The sequence below is a fragment of the Halopseudomonas pelagia genome (genome assembly GCF_009497895.1).
Lineage (GTDB): Bacteria > Pseudomonadota > Gammaproteobacteria > Pseudomonadales > Pseudomonadaceae > Halopseudomonas > Halopseudomonas pelagia_A.
This window is the reverse complement of record NZ_CP033116.1, coordinates 2774523-2793286: the sequence shown is the minus strand read 5'-3', so window position 1 is coordinate 2793286 and position 18764 is coordinate 2774523. Positions and strand designations below refer to the sequence as shown.

Here is an 18764-nt window from a genome sequence, read left to right as displayed (position 1 = left end):
AATATGTTACATATCAAGGATTTGTACGCGAAAGTGGGTGATAAGGATGAAGATATTCTCAAGGGTTTGAGTATCGACATCAAACCGGGTGAAGTGCACGCCATCATGGGCCCTAACGGTTCAGGCAAGAGCACGCTGGGCAATGTATTGTCTGGCCGCCCCGGTTATGAAGCCACCGGCGGTACCATCACGTTCAAGGGCCAGAACCTGCTGGAACTGGATACCGAAGAACGTGCCCGTGAAGGGTTGTTTCTGGCGTTTCAGTACCCGGTCGAGATCCCCGGCGTCAGCAACATGGAATTTCTCAAGGTGTCGCTGGATGCCAAGCGCAAGCACGCGGGTTTGCCGGAGCTGTCTTCGGTGGAGTTCATGAAGCTCGCGCGTGAGACCAGCAAGCGCGTAGATCTGGATGCAAGCTTTCTCAAGCGCGGCGTCAATGAAGGTTTTTCCGGTGGCGAGAAGAAGCGCAACGAGATCATGCAGATGATGCTGCTTGAACCGTCACTGTGCATTCTTGACGAGACCGACTCAGGGCTGGATATCGACGCCCTACAGGTAGTCGCCGATGGCGTGAACAGCATGCGTGACAGCGAGCGCAGCTTTATCGTCGTGACTCATTACCAGCGTCTGCTCGACTATATCGTGCCGGACTACGTACACGTGCTGGCCGGCGGCCGCATCGTCAAATCCGGCGACAAGAGCTTGGCTCTGGAGCTGGAAGCCAAAGGCTACGGCTGGCTGGAAAACGAGGTTGCTTGAATCTATGACAGATTTTCAACGACATGCGCTGGCACTGGCTCAGCAGCAGACCAGCCCCGAGTGGTTGGCGCCGTTGCGTGAGCAAGGTGCTGCCCATTGGGCGGCGACCGCCTGGCCGACGCGCAAGACGGAAATGTGGAAATACACGCCGCTGACGCCGCTGCAAAATGACTGCCCCAGCCAATGGGCCGTCAAGCCCGGTGGCGATTGGCAGCAGGGCATCGAGCCGATTGAAGAGCTGGATGCCACGCGCCTGGTGTTTATCAACGGACAGTTTTCTGCCGAGCATTCCAGCGCCTTGCCTGAGGGTGTGGTGCGCTTCGCCGACGCGGACTCAGCACAAAGCGAACTGATCAAACAGCATCTGGGCAAGGTTGTTGACGCAGAGCGCCACCTGTTTGCTGCGCTGAGCAACGCCTGGGCTGCGGACGGTATCCTGGTGCATGTGGCGGCCGGGCAGAAACTTGCCAAGCCGGTGTATGTACTCAATATATCCACCCCTGAAGCGGAGCCTGCTGTGAGTAACCAGCGGCTGTTGATGGTGCTGGATGACAACAGCCAGGCTGAAGTCATCGAACACTTTCTGTCCAGTACCGAGCAGCAGAATGGCTTCGTCAATACCCTGACCGAAGTGGTGGTGGGTGCGAATGCCCAGGTACAGCATTACCGCATCAACCTGGAGCAGGAAGACCTGCTGCATGTGGGTGGCGTACATGTTGACCTGCATCGTTCGTCACGCTTCTACGGCTTTACTCTGGCCCAGGGCAGCCGCCTCAAACGCATTGATTATCAGGTCAATCACCGCGGCGAAGGTGCGCATCTGGAATTGCACGGCGTTTATCTGCCGCGTAATAAGCAGTTGATCGACTATCACACCAACGTTGAGCACTGCGTACCGCACTGCACCACCAATGAAGTGTTCCGCGGCATCGTTGGCGATTCCTCAAAAGCGGTATTCAACGGGCGGATTCATATTCATCCGCAGGCGCAGAAAACCCTGGCCGAGCTGAGCAACAAGAATCTGCTGACCTCACATCAGGCCGAAATCAATACCAAGCCTGAGCTGGAGATCTACGCCGACGATGTACGTTGTGCCCACGGTGCAACCATCAGTCAACTGGATCAGACGTCGCTGTTCTATCTGCAGAGCCGCGGTGTGTCAAAGGCCGATGCGATGAGCATGCTCAGTTTCGGCTTTATCAATGAACTGTTGAACGATGTGCCAGAGCCTGCGATTCAGCATTATCTGCGCCCACGTTTGGCTGCGCTGTTCGGGCGTGAAGACACCGAGATGGGGCAGTTGGCCTATGAGTGAGCAGGTGTCGCTGAAAGGCGCTCCGGCTTTTGATGCCGAGCGTATTCGCGCGGATTTTCCGATTCTTGATCAGCAGGTCAATGGCCATCCGCTGGTGTATCTGGATAACGCGGCGACGACGCAGAAGCCCGAGGCGGTGATTCAGGCGATTGTTGATTATTACCGTCACGACAACAGCAATGTGCACCGCGGTGCGCATGCGCTGGCCGAGCGCGCGACCGAGAAGTTCGAGAACGCACGCAGCAAGGTGGCGGCATTTATCAACGCGGCTGAATCGCGTCAGGTGATCTGGACCAAGGGCACCACCGAAGGGTTGAATCTGGTCGCTGCCACCTGGGGCCGGACCAATCTGAAACCGGGTGATCGGGTGCTGGTATCGGGAATGGAGCATCACTCGAATATCGTGCCCTGGCAGATGGTAGCGGCAGAGAAGGGCGCCACAGTCGAAGCGATCCCAGTGGATGCTACCGGCACCATCGACATGGATGCTTACGCCGCCATGCTGGATGAGCGGGTAAAAATGGTTTCCTGTGGGCATGTGTCCAACGCCTTCGGCACCATCAATCCGATTCAGGACATCATCCGCTTGGCCCATGAAGCCGGTGCGCTGTGCATGATCGACGGTGCGCAAGGGATCAGCCACTGGGCGGTGGACGTGCAGGCGCTGGACTGTGACTTTTACGTGTTTTCCGCGCACAAGCTATTTGGCCCGACCGGCCTGGGTGTACTCTATGGCAAGGTCGAACTGCTCGAGAGCATGCCGCCTTACCAGGGCGGTGGCGAGATGATCGAAAGCGTCAGCTTTGCCGGCACTACCTATAACCAGTTGCCCTACAAGTTTGAAGCCGGTACGCCGGATATCGCCGGGGTGATCGCCCTGGGCGCGGCGGTGGATTATGTCAACAGCTATGACCGTGTAGCCGCAGCGGCCCACGAGCAGGCGTTGCTGGCGTATGCTGAAGACAAGGCACGGGCCATGCCCGGCTTGAAACTGGTGGGTACGGCGGCGAACAAGACTGCTGTCATGAGCTTTCTGCTGGAAGGGGCGCACCCGCATGATGTCGGCATGCTGCTCGACCAGCAGGGTGTGGCGGTGCGTACCGGTAACCATTGCGCGCAGCCGATCATGGATCAGTACGGCATACCCGGTACGGTGCGCGCCAGTTTCAGTATCTACAATACTTTCGCAGATGTTGATCGCTTGTTTGAAGCGCTGACCAAGGTCAGGCAGTTTCTATGATCAGTATCTGTATTCCAAAAGGAGTCATGGCATGAGCGTTGAATCCTTCGATCCAGGCAGTCAGGTAGTCACTGTGACACCCGCAGCACTGGAGCATTTCCGTCGGCAGCTGGGCTCAGAGGCCGGCAAGTCCGTGCGCTTGAGTGTGAAGAAAAGCGGCTGCACCGGTTTTATGTATGTGATCGACATGGTCGAGCAGGGCGCTGAGAGCGACCTGCATTATCGCCTCGATGAGCAGGTTGAATTGCTGATTGATCGCGACAGCCTGAACGTGCTGTCCGGCACCGAAATCGATCTGGTCAAAGAGGGTATCAACCGTCAGATCAGGTTCATCAATCCCAACGTCAAAGACCAGTGTGGTTGCGGCGAAAGCTTTAGTGTGAGCTGATAATGGAAAGACGTATGGTGGTGGCGCAGGCGGATTGTCCTGCGCGCCGGGTTCCGGACGGCACTCCGCTGACCATCCCCAAGGATACCTTTGTAACTATTACCCAGGCGCTGGGTGGCAACTATACTGTGACCTATAACGGTCAGATGGTGCGCGTGGACGGGACTGACGCGGCTAGTCTGGGCCTGGAGCCCGAACTGCTGAGCTTTCCCGAGCCCAAGGACGACTCCATCAACGAGGACCAGGTCTGGGAAGCCCTGCGTACCGTTTATGACCCCGAAATCCCGGTGGATCTGGTCAATCTTGGACTGATCTACGCAGTGGAGGTAGACCAGGCAGCCAAGCGTGTGGATATTCGCATGACCTTGACTGCTCCTGCCTGCGGTATGGGTCCGGTACTGGTCGGCGATGTGGAATACCGCGTGCGCCGCGTACCCAATGTGGATGTGGTCAAGGTCGAGCTCGTGTTTGATCCGCCCTGGAGTCGCGACATGATGAGTGAAGAGGCTCAACTGGAAACCGGGATGTTCTTTTGAGCGGATTTAAGGTGATATTGGCATGAGCGAGTTTGGGACTGACATTAGTAGCGAAGACATCGTAGATACCCTGGCGTTTTTTGATAGCTGGGAAGATCGCTACAAATACATTATCGACCTGGGTCGCGAGCTGCCGCCGATGGATGATAGCCAGCGTACCGAGGAGCATATTGTGCGCGGCTGTCAGAGTCAGGTGTGGTTGGCCAGCGAAGAGCGTGACGGGCGTCTCTATTTCGCCGCTGACAGCGATGCTTTTATCGTCAAGGGCTTGCTCGCCGTGGTGCTGGCGGCTTATAACGGCAAGACTCCCGCGGCTATTCGTGAGTTCGATATTGAAGACTATTTTGAACAATTGAATCTGATCAAGCATTTGAGCGTGACCCGCGGTAACGGCTTGCGTGCCATGGTCAAACGTATTCAGGCTACGGCGGCCGTCTAAACAGGACTATCAGGGATTGATGTGCAGGCAATTGTGCCATGCTGGCGTTGGGCTATTGTAGGCAGCGGTAACAGATTATAAAGTGCGGCCATCCTGATGATGGCTCAGGCGGAAAGTCCCAGGCGGGCAATCCGAGATGGGCTATCCCAGAGGGGAGTCTCGGGCACAACAATAATAGCGCTACTTTAGAATTCTACGCAGGATTCCATGCAGAGCATCTTGATACGTCTCAAAGAAGACTTTCAACTTTCCATCATCACCCTGGTCGGGCTGTGCTCGCTGATTGGTATTACCCCCTATATCGTCTTTCGGCTGCTTGAAGGGAATCTGTGGGTAGGGCTGGTCGATGCTTTCCTCGTTGTCAGTACCGGGCTTGCGGTCCTCTATGCCTGGCGTACCGGCGATACCATCCGACCTGGCCAGTTTCTTGCTCTGATCTACTCTGCCGGCGCGGTACTGGTGTCGATCAAGCTCGGGGTCAACGGTCTGTTCTGGTTCTATACGCTGATCCTGTTCAATTTCTTTGTAGTGCCGCCTTTGCAAAGCGCGATCGCCACGGTGGCGTCTCTGATCGTGGTTTGTACCTACGGCTATCTGCATCCCGGTATGGTTTTTGAAAGCCATTACCAGATGACTTCTTTCGCCGTCACTTGCCTGATCGCCAGCTTGTTTGCCTCGGTGTTTGCCTACCGTGGCCGACGTCAGCGCGAGCAACTGATCGAATTGGCGACACTGGATCCGTTGACACGAGCCGGCAACCGCAGGGCCATGGACGCGGAGCTGGATATCGCCATGGCTGATTATCAACGACATAAAACCGCTTACGGTTTGCTGGTGCTGGATCTGGATCTATTCAAGGAAGTAAACGACGCACACGGGCACAAGGCCGGCGACCACGTGCTGACTGAATTTACCCGGATCGTCAAACTCAGTTGCCGCCAGTCTGACCGCTTGTTTCGCATGGGCGGGGAAGAATTCGTACTCTTGCTGCCAATGGTAGACCGCAGCGGGCTGGAGCAGGCCGCCAGCCACATTCGCAGCACCGTGGCAGAGCAGTTACAAACGCCCGATGGCCCGGTGACCGTATCCATTGGCGGTTGCATGTTGCATCAGCACAGCAACAGTGATGAGTGGATGCACGAAGCGGATCAATGTTTATATAAGGCCAAAGAGCTGGGTCGTAATCGCTATATCATCAGCCCCAAGGGTTGAGCGAGCGCCTCTGCCGGCGCACGGATGATTTCATGTTAGGCTTTCGTTAACTTCAAGCGGAGGTGTCATCATGACGCTGGCTGAAAAATATACGGACGCGGGTTATTCCGATGACCTCGGCGCTTTGGCCGGTGCGCTGGGCTTGGTTTCGCTGTATATCAACGATGAGGTTAAACAGCGCGCACGTCAAACGCTGGCGCGCTGGTTTGGCCCAGTCAAGGGTAAGAGCTGAACACCGAAGTGTCGTTATTTTGATCAAGACTAATGACATCATAGGCGTCGACCCGATCGCCCATCTCCATCCCGGGTGAGCCCGCGGGCATCCCCGGAACCGCCAAGCCAATAATGTCCGGCTGCGGACGCATTGCTAGTATGTCAGCGGCGGGAACATGTCCCTCTATAAACCGACCATCCAGCACCGCGGTATGACAGGAAGCCAGTTCTTGTGGTACTCCCAGCTTGCTCTTGAGCGCACTCATATTGTTCTCGACGTGATCTGTCACGTTGAAACCATTATCTTCAAGATGTGCTATCCAGGCCTTGCAGCAACCACAATTAGGGTCGCGATAGACGTCAATCGCCACCGGGTCTGCGGCGTGAAGCACAGTAGAAAACGTGACGACGAACAGGCTGGCGGCGAGCGCAATCGATTCGAGCAAAGGTTTCATGCAGTTACTCCTAAATTCTTATCAAGTTACCTGGCCACATTTTTACTGACAATTTTACTATTTCGGCATCTTCACTGTCACGATGCGGGCAGGCTAATGTGGTAAATCATACCTTTGGAGTGGAGCTGCATGGGCGATAATGTGTTGCAGTATTTGCAAGACTCTCTGGTAGATCAGTATCGCGTTCTGGATCTGAATATTCTGCAGCTGGCGGATCCATCAGCCACTGAAGCGTTACATCAGACACGCATAGCGATGCGCAGGCTGCGTAGCCTGTTGCGGCCATGGAGGGAGCAAGGTGATTGGTTTTCCAGTGTTGATAGCCTCTCGGCAGAGTTAGGTCGAGAAACCGGGCCGTTACGGGATCGACAGGTGCTGGTGCAGGAGCTGGAGAAGCGCGGTGCGCGTTATCAGGCCGTCTCCCGTCAGGAAGCCATGCAGACCAGCTGTGCGTTGCTCGGTGGCGACTTGCGTTACAGGCTGCTCCAGCTGGCGATCATCAACCTGGAGCAACGATTGACTGTCGGATCGGATGATTACCGGCTGGAGCCTGACACGCTCGACAGCTACGCCTACAAGCTGACGCGAAAACTGCGTAAAACGCTAGGAAAAAAGAACCCAGACTTGCATGAGGTTCGTAAAGAAATCAAAAAGTTGCGTTATCTATATCAAGCGTATTCAGAATATCTGTTGCCCAGTTCCGAACTAACCAAGGCGCTGAAGCGTGCGCAGAATGAGTTGGGCGAATGGCACGATAACCTGCAATGGTTGATGATCTCGGAGCGTGAAACTGACCTGTACTGTTGTCGGGATCACTGGCAGACGCAGATTGATAAAAGGGCGGAGCGTGCGCGGAAAAGGCTTAAAAAGCTGCGCAAGTTGCTGCGCAGCACTAAAGGCTAGTAAAAATCTCATAGCCTGAAACCTAGCGGCGGGCGATAACCCATACCGCGTGAACAATACCCGGAATATAGCCGAGCAGCGTCAGCAGAATATTCAGCCAGAATGCGCCACCCAAGCCCACTTGCAGAAACACGCCGAGCGGCGGCAGCAGAATTGCTATAAGAATGCGGATCAGATCCATTGGTTTACTCCTGTCATTGGCTTCACCCCTCCGACGCATTATTGCTGTTTTTGTTCCCCGGCCAATTCCGGGTCTTTGGCCGATTGTGGCGGGTTCTGCAGCGGCTGTTCGGGCATTTGCCGGGTTACCCCGGGAAGCAGCAACAGGGTTGCGGCCCCCGCGACCAGACCCCAGAAAGCCGATCCGATCGAGAAAAGAGTGAAGCCGGATGCGGCGACCATAAAGGCAATCAGTGCCGCCTCACGCTCGCCCGGGCTTTCCATTGCTTTTGCCAGGCCACTGGCAATTGAGCCTAACAGCGCCAGGGCGGCAATGGAGATAACCAGCGCTTGCGGCAGGGCCATGAACAGCACCGTCAGGGTGCCGGCGAACAGGGCAATGGCGCCGAACAAAGTACCGCAGAAGAGCGCTGCGGTATAACGTTTGGCCGGATCAGGATGCGCTTCTTCACCGGTGCACACCGCGGCACTGATGGCTGCGAGATTCAGACCGTGAGAGCCAAAAGGTGCCAGCAACACAGACATGATTCCGGTCAGCGAGAGAATCGGCGCAGGGTTTACTTCGTAGCCATCGGATTTGAGGATCGCCAGGCCCGGCAAGTTCTGCGAAGTCATGGCCACGATATACAAAGGCAGGCCGATGCTGATCATCGCGCTAAGGGAAAAGCTCGGTGTGGTCCATTCTGGCAACGTCATTTGCCATTGCACATCAGGCAGATCCAGCATGCCGGTCGCCCAGGCGGTCAAAGTGCCGCAGAGCAGTGCCAACAGTACGGCGTAGCGCGGCGCCCAGCGTTTGGCCAGCAGGTAACTGACGAACATCACCAGCACCAGGCCGATCTGCTCCTGCGCAGCCTGAAGAATCTGGCTGCTAATCCGAAACAGGATGCCGGCTAACAGGGCCGCAGCGAGAGAAGCGGGAAGCCAGCGCATCAGCCGGGCGACGGTTGAGCTGATTCCGCTGAGTAGCAACAGCAGCCCGCAAAATATAAAGGCGCCAATCGCGTCACTGTATGACACGCCGGGCAGGCTGGTGATCAACAAAGCCGCACCGGGCGTAGACCAGACCACCACCAGCGGCAGGCGATAACGCAGCGACAGCAGCAACGTACAGACTGCCATGCCGATGGAGAGAGCCCAGATCCATGAGGCGATCTGGGCATTGCTCAAACCCGCTGCCTGTCCGGCCTGCACCATCAGTACCACCGAGCTGCTGTAGCCGGTCAGCATGGCAACAAAGCCGGCGGTCAAGGTGGACAGATTGACATCGCGCCACACCTGAAGCGGGCGATCAGTAGAGGATGGTTTCGACGGGCGCATAGTGAACAGCTCTAAAAGGTGAGGGCGGTTCAATGCATGATAGTGGGAACGCCCGGCCAAGCGGTGATACAGCAAGGCCGGGAGTGGTAGCAACAGTTGTAAACACACTGCGCCGGTGCGCGTTTAGCGGTGCAGCGAAAACCGATAATCATGGCGCTCGAGTGGGGTATTGCCGGCACCGCTTTCAAAGGTATCTACCACTACCTCGCCGTTGTTATACAAAGAAACCACTCTAAACATCGCTGTGTGGTTGCTTTCATCCGGAATTTTGGTGCGCTCCAGCGCCGGAATGTGCAAATAATGTAAGTCGCCGATCTTTTTCGAATGATCGACCCGGTCCATATCCATGTGCAGATCGCCGGAAATGACCGCTGCAAGATTGTCCATGCGCGTGATCTTTTCAAAGGTGGGATTGGTTATGCCTTTCTCGGCATTTTCTGGAAAGGCGCCCGCCTGGGCGCCATGCACTATCAGAAATACCGGCTTGGGATGCAGCCGATCTATCTGCTCGGCAATCCAATCAACACCACTGTTGTCGAAATCACGACCGTGATCCGGTGACGCAAACACCAGGGCGACTTGCTCCTGCTCGACGACGTAACGGGCGTCAGCGATATGCGCCTTGCCCGCATTCCAAAGGTTTGCGTAATGCAAAAAACGAGCAACGCTCGAACCGTGCTCCTCGTTACCCATGATGGGGTAGAAGGGTAGGTCAAGGCGTGCCAGCTCCTTGGTGGCGTTGTCGTACTGCACTAGCGTGCCTTTGTGGGCGATGTCGCCTACGCCGACGACGAAATCCATTGGCTGAGCGGCGGCCAGTGCGTTCACATGATCGACAGACCTGGCCAGGTGTGGGAACTCCGCCAGCGGCTTGGGCTCGGCATCCCCCAGTACGGCAAAGCTTAATACTGGCTGCGCATGCACAGAGCTGCCTGCCGATAAAAGCGGGGAAAATATCGCCAGCATTGCGGCGATCAGACAAAGACGCGTGTAGGTAAAAATACTCATGTGGCTCCAAGGTTCTGTTGAAAAGGGTCAGATGTTGATTAACTGCTGTGCAAGCGGATTGGCGAGGGGCTCAGACTCACGTCCCTATTACGCCGCCATCGTCCTTGGTAATCAGCACCGTTGTGCTTCGTGGCCGGGACTGACCATCGCTGGCGGGGTAGCTAATGCCGGGGTGCTGCACATTGATCCACATGCTGCGATAGTCTGGCGTCCAGGTAAGGCCGGTGATTTCGGCGCCCCAGGGGCCGACCAGAAAACGCCGTACCTCGCGGCTGACCGGGTCGGCGCAGAGCAATTGATTGCAGCCGGTGTTAGCGGTGTGCGCGGCATCCTCATCAGAGTCGGTCTGGATCCACAGCCGGCCGCTGGCATCAAATGCCAAACCATCCGGCGATGAAAAAATATCGCCTTTGATCGTGCCAGTCAGGTGTTCCGGAATAGGATGACCTTCGTTATCCAGAGACCCAGGCTTGTCCCCGGCGAGCAGGAACAGTTCCCAGGTAAAGCGAGTGGCAGTGGGATCACTGCCGGCTTCATTCCAGCGCAGAATCTGGCCGTGCAGATTTTCCGGCCGAGGGTTGGCGGCATCTACGGCAAAGCGCTCGCCGCGCTCGTTATTGTTGGTCAGTGTGACGTAGACCTCCAGGCTTTGCGGATGCACTGCCACCCACTCCGGGCGGTCCATTGGCGTCGCCTGCAATACATCGGCCGCGCCACGAGCGTTCAGCAATACCGCTTGCTGGTCAGCAAACCCATTCTCAGCGGTCAAACCATTCTCACCCCATATCAGAGCCAGCCACTCGCCAGATCCATCGGCATTGAACCGCGCCGCATAAAGGGTCCCAGCATCTAGCAACTGGCGATTTGCTTCTGGTTGAGCCGGATCAAACAGACCTTGAGGAACGAATTTGTAGACATATTCTCCGCGGCTGTCGTCTCCGGAATAGAGCGCCATGCTGCCGTTGGCATGCCGAGAAAGCACTGAACATTCTCGCCCCAGGCGACCCATGGCCGTACGCTTGACCGGTGTGCTGTCTGGATCAAAGGGATCTATCTCTACTACCCAGCCAAACCGATTGGGTTCGTTGCAGTGGCCATTATGGTGTTGGCCCGCGTAGGGCGTGGCATCGAAGCGCGCGTCCACTGACTCCCAGGCGTAGTAGACGCTGCTGAGGCCGCTGCCAATCCCATAACGGCGGTGCTCTGCACGCTGCTGATAATCCTCGGCATCGCGGTTGACGAAATAGTTATGGAAATTTTCCTCGCAGGCCAGATAAGTACCCCAAGGCGTAACGCCCATAGAACAGTTGTTTAACGTGCCCAGAACCTGGGTGCCGCTCGGGTCGCTCAGGGTTTTCATCCGCGTGTCGGCCTTGAGCGGGCCAGCAATGTTGATCGGCGTCATGCCGCTGATTCGGCGGTTATAGTCCGATGAAGCGACTCGCTGCCAGGCGCCAAGAGCGTCGCGGCGGACTTCAATAATGCTGATACCGTGCGCCGCCTGCTCTTTGCGCACCTGATCGATTGGGCGCTGCTTTGCGCCGGTTGCGTCTTGGGTAAAGGTCAGTCCTTGGGGATGCAGCGTAGGATTGATGTACTCGTGGTTGATGACCAGCAGACCGTGGCTATTGGGCGCCTGGGCAAAGGGAAAAAAGTGCATGCCGTCGTGATTGTCTCCAGCCTGCTGCAATTGCGCCTGCCAATCATCCGAGGCATCTGGCCGCCAGGCCGGGGCTCCGGCCAATACCGCATCACCCCAGCTAAAAAACGCTTTAGCGGTGTACCCCGGTGCGACGATGACCCGGTCAAAAGTAGGCGACGTTTGCGCAGCGACGCCGCTGAAACCCAACAGCGGAGTTTCTCCGGCGAGGGCTTCCCGGCTGAAAAGTAGATTGCCGCCAAAAAAACCGAAAGCGGCCACCGCGAGACCACCCTTCAGCAGGTTGCGCCGGCTCTGATTGACGATGCTGTCCAGGCTGGGGGCCGTACTGGGGTTGATGCTCTGGTCATCCACTGCTTCAAGACTGGCGTGATAGAGCTGATGTTCCTGTCGCATGGGTTATCGCTCCAGGCGAAAACGAAAGGTATTGCGTACGCCAGGCACGGCCACTGCCACGCCATCGACGACACGCGGTTTGTAACGAAAGCTTTTTGCCGACGCCAGGGCGGGGCGAGCGAACACGGGGTCATCACAGCCGCCGTCGACCACCACTGGATTGTCCACCTTGCCCTGTTTGGTGACCGTGTACTCCACGGTACAGTCGCCTTCCTTACGTTGGTCAAGCGCCCGCTTTGGATAGGCTGGCGGCTTTTTACTGACAGGTTGATACTGGCTGATGCTCGCGGCTTCAGCCGCTTGTTTCGCCTGTGCTGCATGCAGACGCTGCGCCTCAGCCTGCTGGCGTTGCCGCTCGCGCTCCTGTTCTTGCGCTTGGCGCTGCAGTTCTTCCAGGCGCGCCTGTTCCTGGCGTTGCTGTTCCGCTAGCCGGGCTTGGCGCTGCTGTTCCAGCTGCTCTTGCTCCTGGGCCCGCTTGCGAGCTATCGCCGCATGATCGACTGTCGGCTTGGCTGGCTCTGCTGGTTGCGCCACCTTTGCAGGCGGAACAGGGGCGGGCGGTGGCTCGGGTGGCGTTTTCGGCGCCACTGGCACTGGCTCTGGGACTGGCTCAGGAGCGGGCTCGACAGCCGGCTCAACGCTGAGGGTCACCAGTCGTGTTTTCAGAACCTTTTCCTTGTCCACAGCCGGTGCTGCCGGCGACCAGTTGCCCAACAGCAGCGCAAAAACCGCAGCATGCAGAATGACGGTGGTCACGGCGGGCCACACATAATGGCCGACCGTTTCAGTTTGCGCTGCAGGAGAATGCAGTGGCGTGGTAGGGGGGAGCATGGCAGTCATCGGCTCAAGGCGCCTCCGTGATCAGGCCTATCTGGGTTACACCGTTCTGCTGCAGTGAGGCCATACCGGCGACTACCAGCCCATAACCAGCTTGGCTGTCGGCACGGATGAATACCTGCGTGTCAGGATCGGCGGCAACCAGTCCGGACACGCGTGCGGTCATGTCCTGGAGGCTGCTAGCACTATTGCTGTACTCCTCTGTGTCTACCGTCTCGCCCTGATTCCAGTGGTAGGTGCCGTCTGCCTCGACCGACAGCGTGACAATGGACTGCGTGTCTTCGCTGGGCAGAGCTTCACTGGCCACTTTCGGTAGCTCGATCTGAATGCCCTGGGTCAGCATGGGTGCGGTGACCATAAAGATCACCAGCAGAACCAGCATCACATCGATATAGGGCACCACATTCATCTCCGCTTTTGGCTTGCGTTTGTGCCGGACTGGGCGCATGCGGATTACCTCTGGCCAGGGGTGTGCAGACGGCGATGCAGCAAGGTGGCGAGTTCATCTGCCACCGTGTAGTAGCTGGCGATCAGATCTTCACTGCTGGCGGCAAAGCGATTGTAGGCGATGACCGCGGGTATCGCTGCGAACAGGCCGATTGCGGTGGCGATCAGCGCTTCGGCAATCCCTGGCGCAACGGCGGCCAGGGTTGCCTGCTGCACCTGGGATAAACCGATAAAGGAGTTCATGATCCCCCATACGGTGCCGAACAGGCCGATATAGGGGCTTACTGAGCCGACAGTCGCAAGAAATGGCAGTTGCTTCTCCAGGCGTTTCTCTTCCCGGGCGATGGCCGTCATCATTGCGCGCTGACTACCTTCCATTACCGCGGTCGACTCGGTGTCAGCATGCTGGCTCAGATGCCGGTATTCACTGAAGCCGGACCGGAACACCTGCTCGGCGGCGCTGTGTTGTTCGCTGGGTGTGGAGAACAATTGATCGAGGCTGGCTTCAGTCTTGAAGCGGTTCTCGAACTGGCGCAGCGAGCGTCTGGCAGACGCCATCAGCGCGCTGCGTTGAACGATCACGAACCAGGAAGCGATGGACGCTGCGACCAGGATCAGCATGACGATCTGCACCAGCACGCTGGCTTCTTCGACTAATCCCCAAATGGACATACTGTCTACCGTAGTAGGCATGGCTTGGTTTCTCCGGCAAGGGGCTGTCGACGACAGCCCGTACACTTATTGAATGATGGTTGTATGACGCTTTGTGGCGGATTCAGTCCAGATTCAACGCTTCTGCGACAGCCTGCCAAGGCACGTACTTGTAGTTCTGGTTGCCCTCTGGCATGCGTTTGCGGCCGTCCTGAAGCACCAGCATGCCGGCACCCCATGCGCCGCCCAGATTGCGGGAGCTGACTTCCAGGCCGTCGGTTTCAGAAACGCCATCGATGCCTTGTTCGGCGTTCAGCCCGACTCGGAAAGCGCCGCGTAAGGCATAAGGCGCTTCGCCGTCCAATACCACGTAACTGTTGTTACCCTGGCTGGAGATCACCAGATAGGGATGTTCGGGATCTTGATAAAAGGCTAGGCCTTCGATGTCGTCCTTGATCAACCCACCAATACCGACTACCTGCTGCAGATCGACCGGGGCATCAGCGCGGGCATCCAGCGCCCATACCGCTACATCCTCTTCACCGATAAACAACATCTGGCGTTGATCATCGGCAACACAGCCTTCCGGCTGGCTTTGCGTGGCGAATTCGCGCACCAGTTCACCCTTGACCTGTTTGCCTTCGGAACTGATCCGGTATTGCAGGAAACGGCCACTTTTGTCGTTGGGGATGGCGTAGATATCACCGTCAGGCGACTGGCTCATGCACAATCCGTAGATCTCACTGAGCGGCGTGGCGATCTGGCCGATATCACTCAATTCACCGCTGGCTTGATCAATGGCAAACAGATGCAGGCTGTTTTTGTCGCGATTGCTGGCAACGGCCAGGTCGACGGTGCGACCGTTAAAAGCAAAGTCGTGACGCAGATCGACATTGTTCAGCCTGCCCGCCGGCAGAAATTGCAGCTCCTTGCCTTGCAGGTCATAGACTCCCAGGCCTGCACGCTTGTCTGTGCCCAGTACCCGGCTGTGCTCAGGCTCGCTGGCATGCGCCCAGATCGCCGGATCATCTGCGGCATCACCAGCGCTAGGCACTGGCTCGGTGTGCACTGCGGATATCAGTACTGGCACAGGTGCGGGCTGTTTGAACGGCTCCGGTTGCCACTGCAGTTCGCCGACGTTAAGCGTTGATTCACCGTCGTTGACCAGCAGCAGCTCCACGCCGTTATCGGTGAGTCTGCTGCTGATCCGCTCTGGTTCTTCCAGTTGATCGAGCAGAATCGGCGGCAGGGCATTCCAGCGCTCATCGGTTTGCTGATAGCGGTGCAACTGCTGGCTTTCGGCGTCCAGTACCAGCAATCCGCCGGGAATGGACGAGACCCCCGCAACGCTCCCGGCAATCGAACCAAAGGGCGCGACCATATCGATCGCCTCGCGGCTCAGCTCGGCTTCCGGATGGGCTCCATAGGCCCAGACCCCTACTGATTCTTCATTAACGAACAGCAGATGCTGTTGTTCATCAACTGCGCAAAACTCGCTTTCTGGCGGCATGCTCAGCCGCCGCACCGGCAGACCGGTGTCGAGCAGGCGCTGATCAGTGGCTACCAGCCATTGTTCACCAATACCTTCTTCGCCGAGCAGAAAGACAAACAGGTTCTGGCTTTCGTCGCGGTACAAGCAGAGGTTTTCAACCTTGTAATCGGTAGCGGGCAGATACAGGGGTTGGCCAAAGCTCAGGTCTTCGCTATTGAATCTGATCAGCATGGGCCTGGCTGTGAGGCTGTCAACGGTGGCCAGGGTCAAGCCCTCTGCATGCTCGCGCGCATCCAGTGTGGTAAAGCGACCAGGCAACTGGGCTTGTACTTGGCCTTGGGCATTCATTAACCACAGACCTTTACTATTGGCAGCAGCGCGATCGATATCAGCATCGTCGCTTGCTAAAGTCAGCATTTTCCAGCTTTCCGCTTTCCCCGCAGCATCGGGTTCCCAGCCTGCGAGCGCCAGCGCCGGTTGTTCCTCAGCGGTAGCGCTGCTGGCTATTGGCGCGACAGCATGCTGCTTCTCGCCACTGGCCTGGCTTTCGGCCGGAGCGCAGCCGCTCAGCATGATTCCCGTAGAGACCAGCGTAGCGGCCAATGAGAGTGTGAAACTGTTAGTCATCATGTGCTTCCAATATCGGATGGGCCCCGGCCTGCGTTGACCGGGGCGGTAAAGGGTCAGAACTGGCTGAGCGTCAGGCCAACTTTGTAGGTCGGGCCGTATTCTTCGTATTGGGCGTTGAAGCGGCGGCTGCCGGTGTAGACGTAATAGGATTCGTCGGTCAGGTTCTGCGCCTCGAAAAACACCTGAAGACTCTCAGTGAGGAAGTAGCTGGCGCTGAAGTCGATAAACAACTGGTCGTCGACCTGATAGTCGTAACGCTCATCCAGCACATCGCCTACTTCATCCAGGTAGTCAGACTTGTAATTGCTGGACAGGCGCAGACTGAGCTTGTCGTTCTCCCAGCCGAGCGTCAGGTTGCCGGTGACGTCCGACTGGCCAGGCAGGCTGATGGTGCGGCCGCGCTCCGCGCCCAGGTCTTGGTCGAACTGATCTATGCGTGCCTTGGAGCGAGTAAAGGTAGAATTGGCATTGAGCAATAAACCGTTCCAAGGGCTGGGCAGCCAGTTGAATTTTTGCGAGTAGGCCAATTCAAGGCCATAGACTTCGGCTTTGTCGCCATTGACTGAGGTGAAGGCCTCATCAAAGCCGACGTAGTCACCCGTGCCGGCGACGTCAGCGGTATAGATGAAGTTTTCAATATCCTTGTAGAACACAAACGCTGATACGGCGCCCGCGCGGCCCATGTAATGCTCGATTCCCAGGTCGAAATTGCGCGCTTCGAGGGGATCGAGTTCAGGGTCGCCAAACTCCGCTTCATCGCCATCCAGTACGAAGCCGGGGAATAGCTGGCCAAAGGTGGGTCGTACTACGCTGTTAGTCCAGGCGGCGCGAACCTGAGTATCGGCGTTGAGCTGATAGATCGCATGCAGGCCCGGCAACCAATGATGATAACCGTTGGTCGTGTTGCTCTGTTCAAATACCCCGTCCGTCAAACCAGTACCACGCGCATCGAGCTTGGTGCTTTCATAGCGCACCCCGGCAATGATGCGCAGAGCATCTATATCCAGGGTGTTCATGATGTAGCCGGCGTTGATGTCTTCATTAATATCAAAGTCATTAATGCGCGACTCTTCTTCCGCGTAAAAGCTGTCGCGATCCAGCCCGCCTATCAGGTTCCGCACCGCCTCCGGAGAAGCTCCGGGCCCGAAGCGCCCAAGCCCGCTATCGACCTCCCCGTTAGTGAAATTGGTCATGTTCAGCTGTTCATCGGTGAAACCCTGGTCGGCAAAGTCCTCGTAGATCCAGACATCCAGATCGTTATCCTTCTTGCGCCGGCTGGCTTTGCCACCGAACTGCACCTGGGAGGGCAGGTTGTTGACGTAGAAATCACGGGTCAGATCAATACGGATATTGCGTTCGGTATCTGTGGTCGTCTGCTTTTCCCACTCGACTTCCTCGAGGGTGTAGCTGGCAGGGTCGTAGAAGCTGTCGCCGATGTTCAGCTGCGGTTTACGGGTGTCGCTGAAGCCAGCATCAATATCACCGGTATTGCCTACGAAGGCGGCGTTGGCGATGCCTTCCGGGCTTTTCTCGCTGGCCTGGCTATAGCCGCCCTGGGCGCTGAGGGTCCAATCACCCATTCGGCGCTTGCCGCCGAGCACCAGACTCTTGACCTCCTGGGTATCTTCGCGGGCCTTCAGTTCACGGACTGCTTCGGCTTCGCCGATCTGACCCTCCTGCTGAGGATCGGCAAACTCGACGATGCTGGCTTGGCGCACTTCATCGTCCTTGAATCGGCTGTACAGCGTACGCAAGTACACTTCCGTGTCTTCGTCAGGCCGGTAATCGAAATTGAGTCCGGCACCAGAGCGCTCGCGGGTAATGTCATAGCGGCGTTGGGCGATCTCCTCGAGCGCGGCACCATTGTCGAAATCCCAGGCGCCTCCGGTCTCAACGTTATCTGAACCGAAGTCGCGATCCTGCCAACTGACCGCGGCTGCCACGGCAAAGTTGTCGATTCCATCGCCGAGGCTGAAGCGATTGCTGAATGAGCCCGATACTTTCGGGCTGGTCTGGCTGGTGTTGTCGTCGTAACTGCCTTCGGCATTCAGGCTGTAGAACATGTCGTCGTGATCGAAGCCGGAGAGGCTCTCCACTTCGATGGTGCCGCCGAGGGAGTTGGCGTCCATGTCCGGGGTCAGGGTTTTAACCACAGAGAGTGATTGCACCAACTCACTGGGCAACACGTCCAGCGCCACTGCGCGACGGTCGTCTTCCGGAGCAGGCACCAGCGTGCCATTGATGGTCACGCTGTTGAGATCCGAGCTCAGGCCGCGCACTCGAACGAAGCGTCCTTCGCCCTGGTCGCGTTCGACCGAGAGGCCTGGTACGCGCTGCAGCGCTTCTGCCGCATTGTCGTCAGGCAATTGACCGATGGCGTCGGCATGCACGACGCTCTTGATCGAGCTCGACTGGCGCTGTTCTTCGAGCGCCTTTTCCAGTTGCGCGGCCTGACCGATGACTTCGACAACCTCTGGCTGAGTCTCGGCGGCCCACACCTGTGTGCAGGTGCTGATCGCCAGCGCCATGATGCTGATTCTGAAGCCTCTGTTTTTAATCGGTTGCTTCGGTCCTGACATGATTTGTTCTCCCCTGGTTGGCTGCTTATGAGCATCACGTGGTTAGCTAACGTGGCTGGCTTGCTTAGCTGCTAACGGACCTTAGGGAGCGCAGATGTCACTTT

General features: G+C 57.2%; 19 protein-coding genes. 9 read left to right on the top strand and 10 right to left on the bottom strand.

Translation table 11 applies throughout. The features are described from left to right. Positions 1 to 3 precede the first annotated feature (3 nt). From sufC to EAO82_RS13050, 8 genes are all read left to right on the top strand, one after another. The gene (gene sufC / locus EAO82_RS13085) at positions 4 to 759 is read left to right on the top strand and encodes a Fe-S cluster assembly ATPase SufC (protein ID WP_096345009.1); all 756 of its coding nucleotides are present in this window, start codon (positions 4 to 6) and stop codon (positions 757 to 759) included. Positions 760 to 763: 4 nt separating this feature from the next. After that, on the top strand, positions 764 to 2074 hold the full coding sequence (gene sufD, locus EAO82_RS13080; protein ID WP_096345010.1) for a Fe-S cluster assembly protein SufD: 1311 nt from the start codon (positions 764 to 766) through the stop codon (positions 2072 to 2074). Further along, a complete protein-coding gene (locus tag EAO82_RS13075) occupies positions 2067 to 3314 on the top strand; it encodes an aminotransferase class V-fold PLP-dependent enzyme (RefSeq protein WP_096345011.1) in 1248 nt (415 codons plus the stop codon). The genes sufD and EAO82_RS13075 overlap by 8 nt, the downstream gene beginning before the upstream one ends. A 31-nt stretch (positions 3315 to 3345) precedes the next feature. After that, positions 3346 to 3702, top strand: coding sequence for a HesB/IscA family protein (locus EAO82_RS13070; RefSeq protein ID WP_096345012.1), 357 nt, complete (start codon positions 3346 to 3348; stop codon positions 3700 to 3702). 2 nt (positions 3703 to 3704) lie between these two features. After that, positions 3705 to 4238 (top strand): putative Fe-S cluster assembly protein SufT, encoded by a 534-nt coding sequence (gene sufT / locus EAO82_RS13065; protein WP_218838554.1) that lies wholly within the window; start codon positions 3705 to 3707, stop codon positions 4236 to 4238. A 22-nt stretch (positions 4239 to 4260) separates the two neighbouring features. After that, on the top strand, positions 4261 to 4677 hold the full coding sequence (locus EAO82_RS13060; RefSeq protein WP_096345014.1) for a SufE family protein: 417 nt from the start codon (positions 4261 to 4263) through the stop codon (positions 4675 to 4677). Positions 4678 to 4884: 207 nt separating this feature from the next. Continuing rightward, positions 4885 to 5889 (top strand): GGDEF domain-containing protein, encoded by a 1005-nt coding sequence (locus EAO82_RS13055; protein WP_096345015.1) that lies wholly within the window; start codon positions 4885 to 4887, stop codon positions 5887 to 5889. A 70-nt stretch (positions 5890 to 5959) separates the two neighbouring features. Next, entirely contained in the window at positions 5960 to 6121 is a 162-nt protein-coding gene (locus tag EAO82_RS13050) for a hypothetical protein (RefSeq protein ID WP_153274294.1), read from the top strand. Here the strand turns inward: EAO82_RS13050 and EAO82_RS13045 are convergent. Next, positions 6105 to 6557 (bottom strand): DUF411 domain-containing protein, encoded by a 453-nt coding sequence (locus tag EAO82_RS13045; RefSeq protein ID WP_096345016.1) that lies wholly within the window; start codon positions 6555 to 6557, stop codon positions 6105 to 6107. The two genes, EAO82_RS13050 and EAO82_RS13045, sit on opposite strands and share 17 nt — an antisense overlap. Before the next feature lie 129 nt (positions 6558 to 6686). Between EAO82_RS13045 and EAO82_RS13040 the strand changes: the two genes are divergently transcribed. Then, positions 6687 to 7460, top strand: a complete 774-nt coding sequence (locus EAO82_RS13040) for a CHAD domain-containing protein (RefSeq protein WP_096345017.1) — start codon at positions 6687 to 6689, stop codon at positions 7458 to 7460. Positions 7461 to 7482: 22 nt separating this feature from the next. On the opposite strand, the gene EAO82_RS13035 is transcribed toward EAO82_RS13040, so the two are convergent. The 9 genes from EAO82_RS13035 to EAO82_RS12995 form a co-directional block, all read right to left on the bottom strand. Next, the gene (locus EAO82_RS13035) at positions 7483 to 7641 is read right to left on the bottom strand and encodes a YqaE/Pmp3 family membrane protein (RefSeq protein ID WP_096345018.1); all 159 of its coding nucleotides are present in this window, start codon (positions 7639 to 7641) and stop codon (positions 7483 to 7485) included. A gap of 38 nt (positions 7642 to 7679) precedes the next feature. Next, positions 7680 to 8960 carry a benzoate/H(+) symporter BenE family transporter gene (locus EAO82_RS13030; RefSeq protein WP_096345019.1) on the bottom strand — a complete coding sequence of 427 codons (1281 nt, stop codon included), beginning with the start codon at positions 8958 to 8960 and terminating at the stop codon, positions 7680 to 7682. Positions 8961 to 9083: 123 nt separating this feature from the next. After that, positions 9084 to 9968, bottom strand: a complete 885-nt coding sequence (locus EAO82_RS13025) for a metallophosphoesterase family protein (protein ID WP_096345020.1) — start codon at positions 9966 to 9968, stop codon at positions 9084 to 9086. A 76-nt stretch (positions 9969 to 10044) separates the two neighbouring features. Further along, entirely contained in the window at positions 10045 to 12024 is a 1980-nt protein-coding gene (locus EAO82_RS13020; RefSeq protein ID WP_096345021.1) for a PhoX family protein, read from the bottom strand. A 3-nt stretch (positions 12025 to 12027) separates the two neighbouring features. Continuing rightward, positions 12028 to 12864, bottom strand: coding sequence for an energy transducer TonB (locus tag EAO82_RS13015; RefSeq protein ID WP_096345022.1), 837 nt, complete (start codon positions 12862 to 12864; stop codon positions 12028 to 12030). A gap of 4 nt (positions 12865 to 12868) precedes the next feature. After that, entirely contained in the window at positions 12869 to 13309 is a 441-nt protein-coding gene (gene tolR / locus EAO82_RS13010; RefSeq protein ID WP_096345023.1) for a protein TolR, read from the bottom strand. A 5-nt stretch (positions 13310 to 13314) separates the two neighbouring features. Beyond that, positions 13315 to 14001 (bottom strand): protein TolQ, encoded by a 687-nt coding sequence (tolQ, locus tag EAO82_RS13005; protein ID WP_096345024.1) that lies wholly within the window; start codon positions 13999 to 14001, stop codon positions 13315 to 13317. A gap of 82 nt (positions 14002 to 14083) precedes the next feature. Next, on the bottom strand, positions 14084 to 16078 hold the full coding sequence (locus tag EAO82_RS13000; protein WP_174959140.1) for a phytase: 1995 nt from the start codon (positions 16076 to 16078) through the stop codon (positions 14084 to 14086). 56 nt (positions 16079 to 16134) lie between these two features. Continuing rightward, a complete protein-coding gene (locus EAO82_RS12995) occupies positions 16135 to 18660 on the bottom strand; it encodes a TonB-dependent receptor (protein WP_096345026.1) in 2526 nt (841 codons plus the stop codon). Positions 18661 to 18764: the final 104 nt, after the last annotated feature.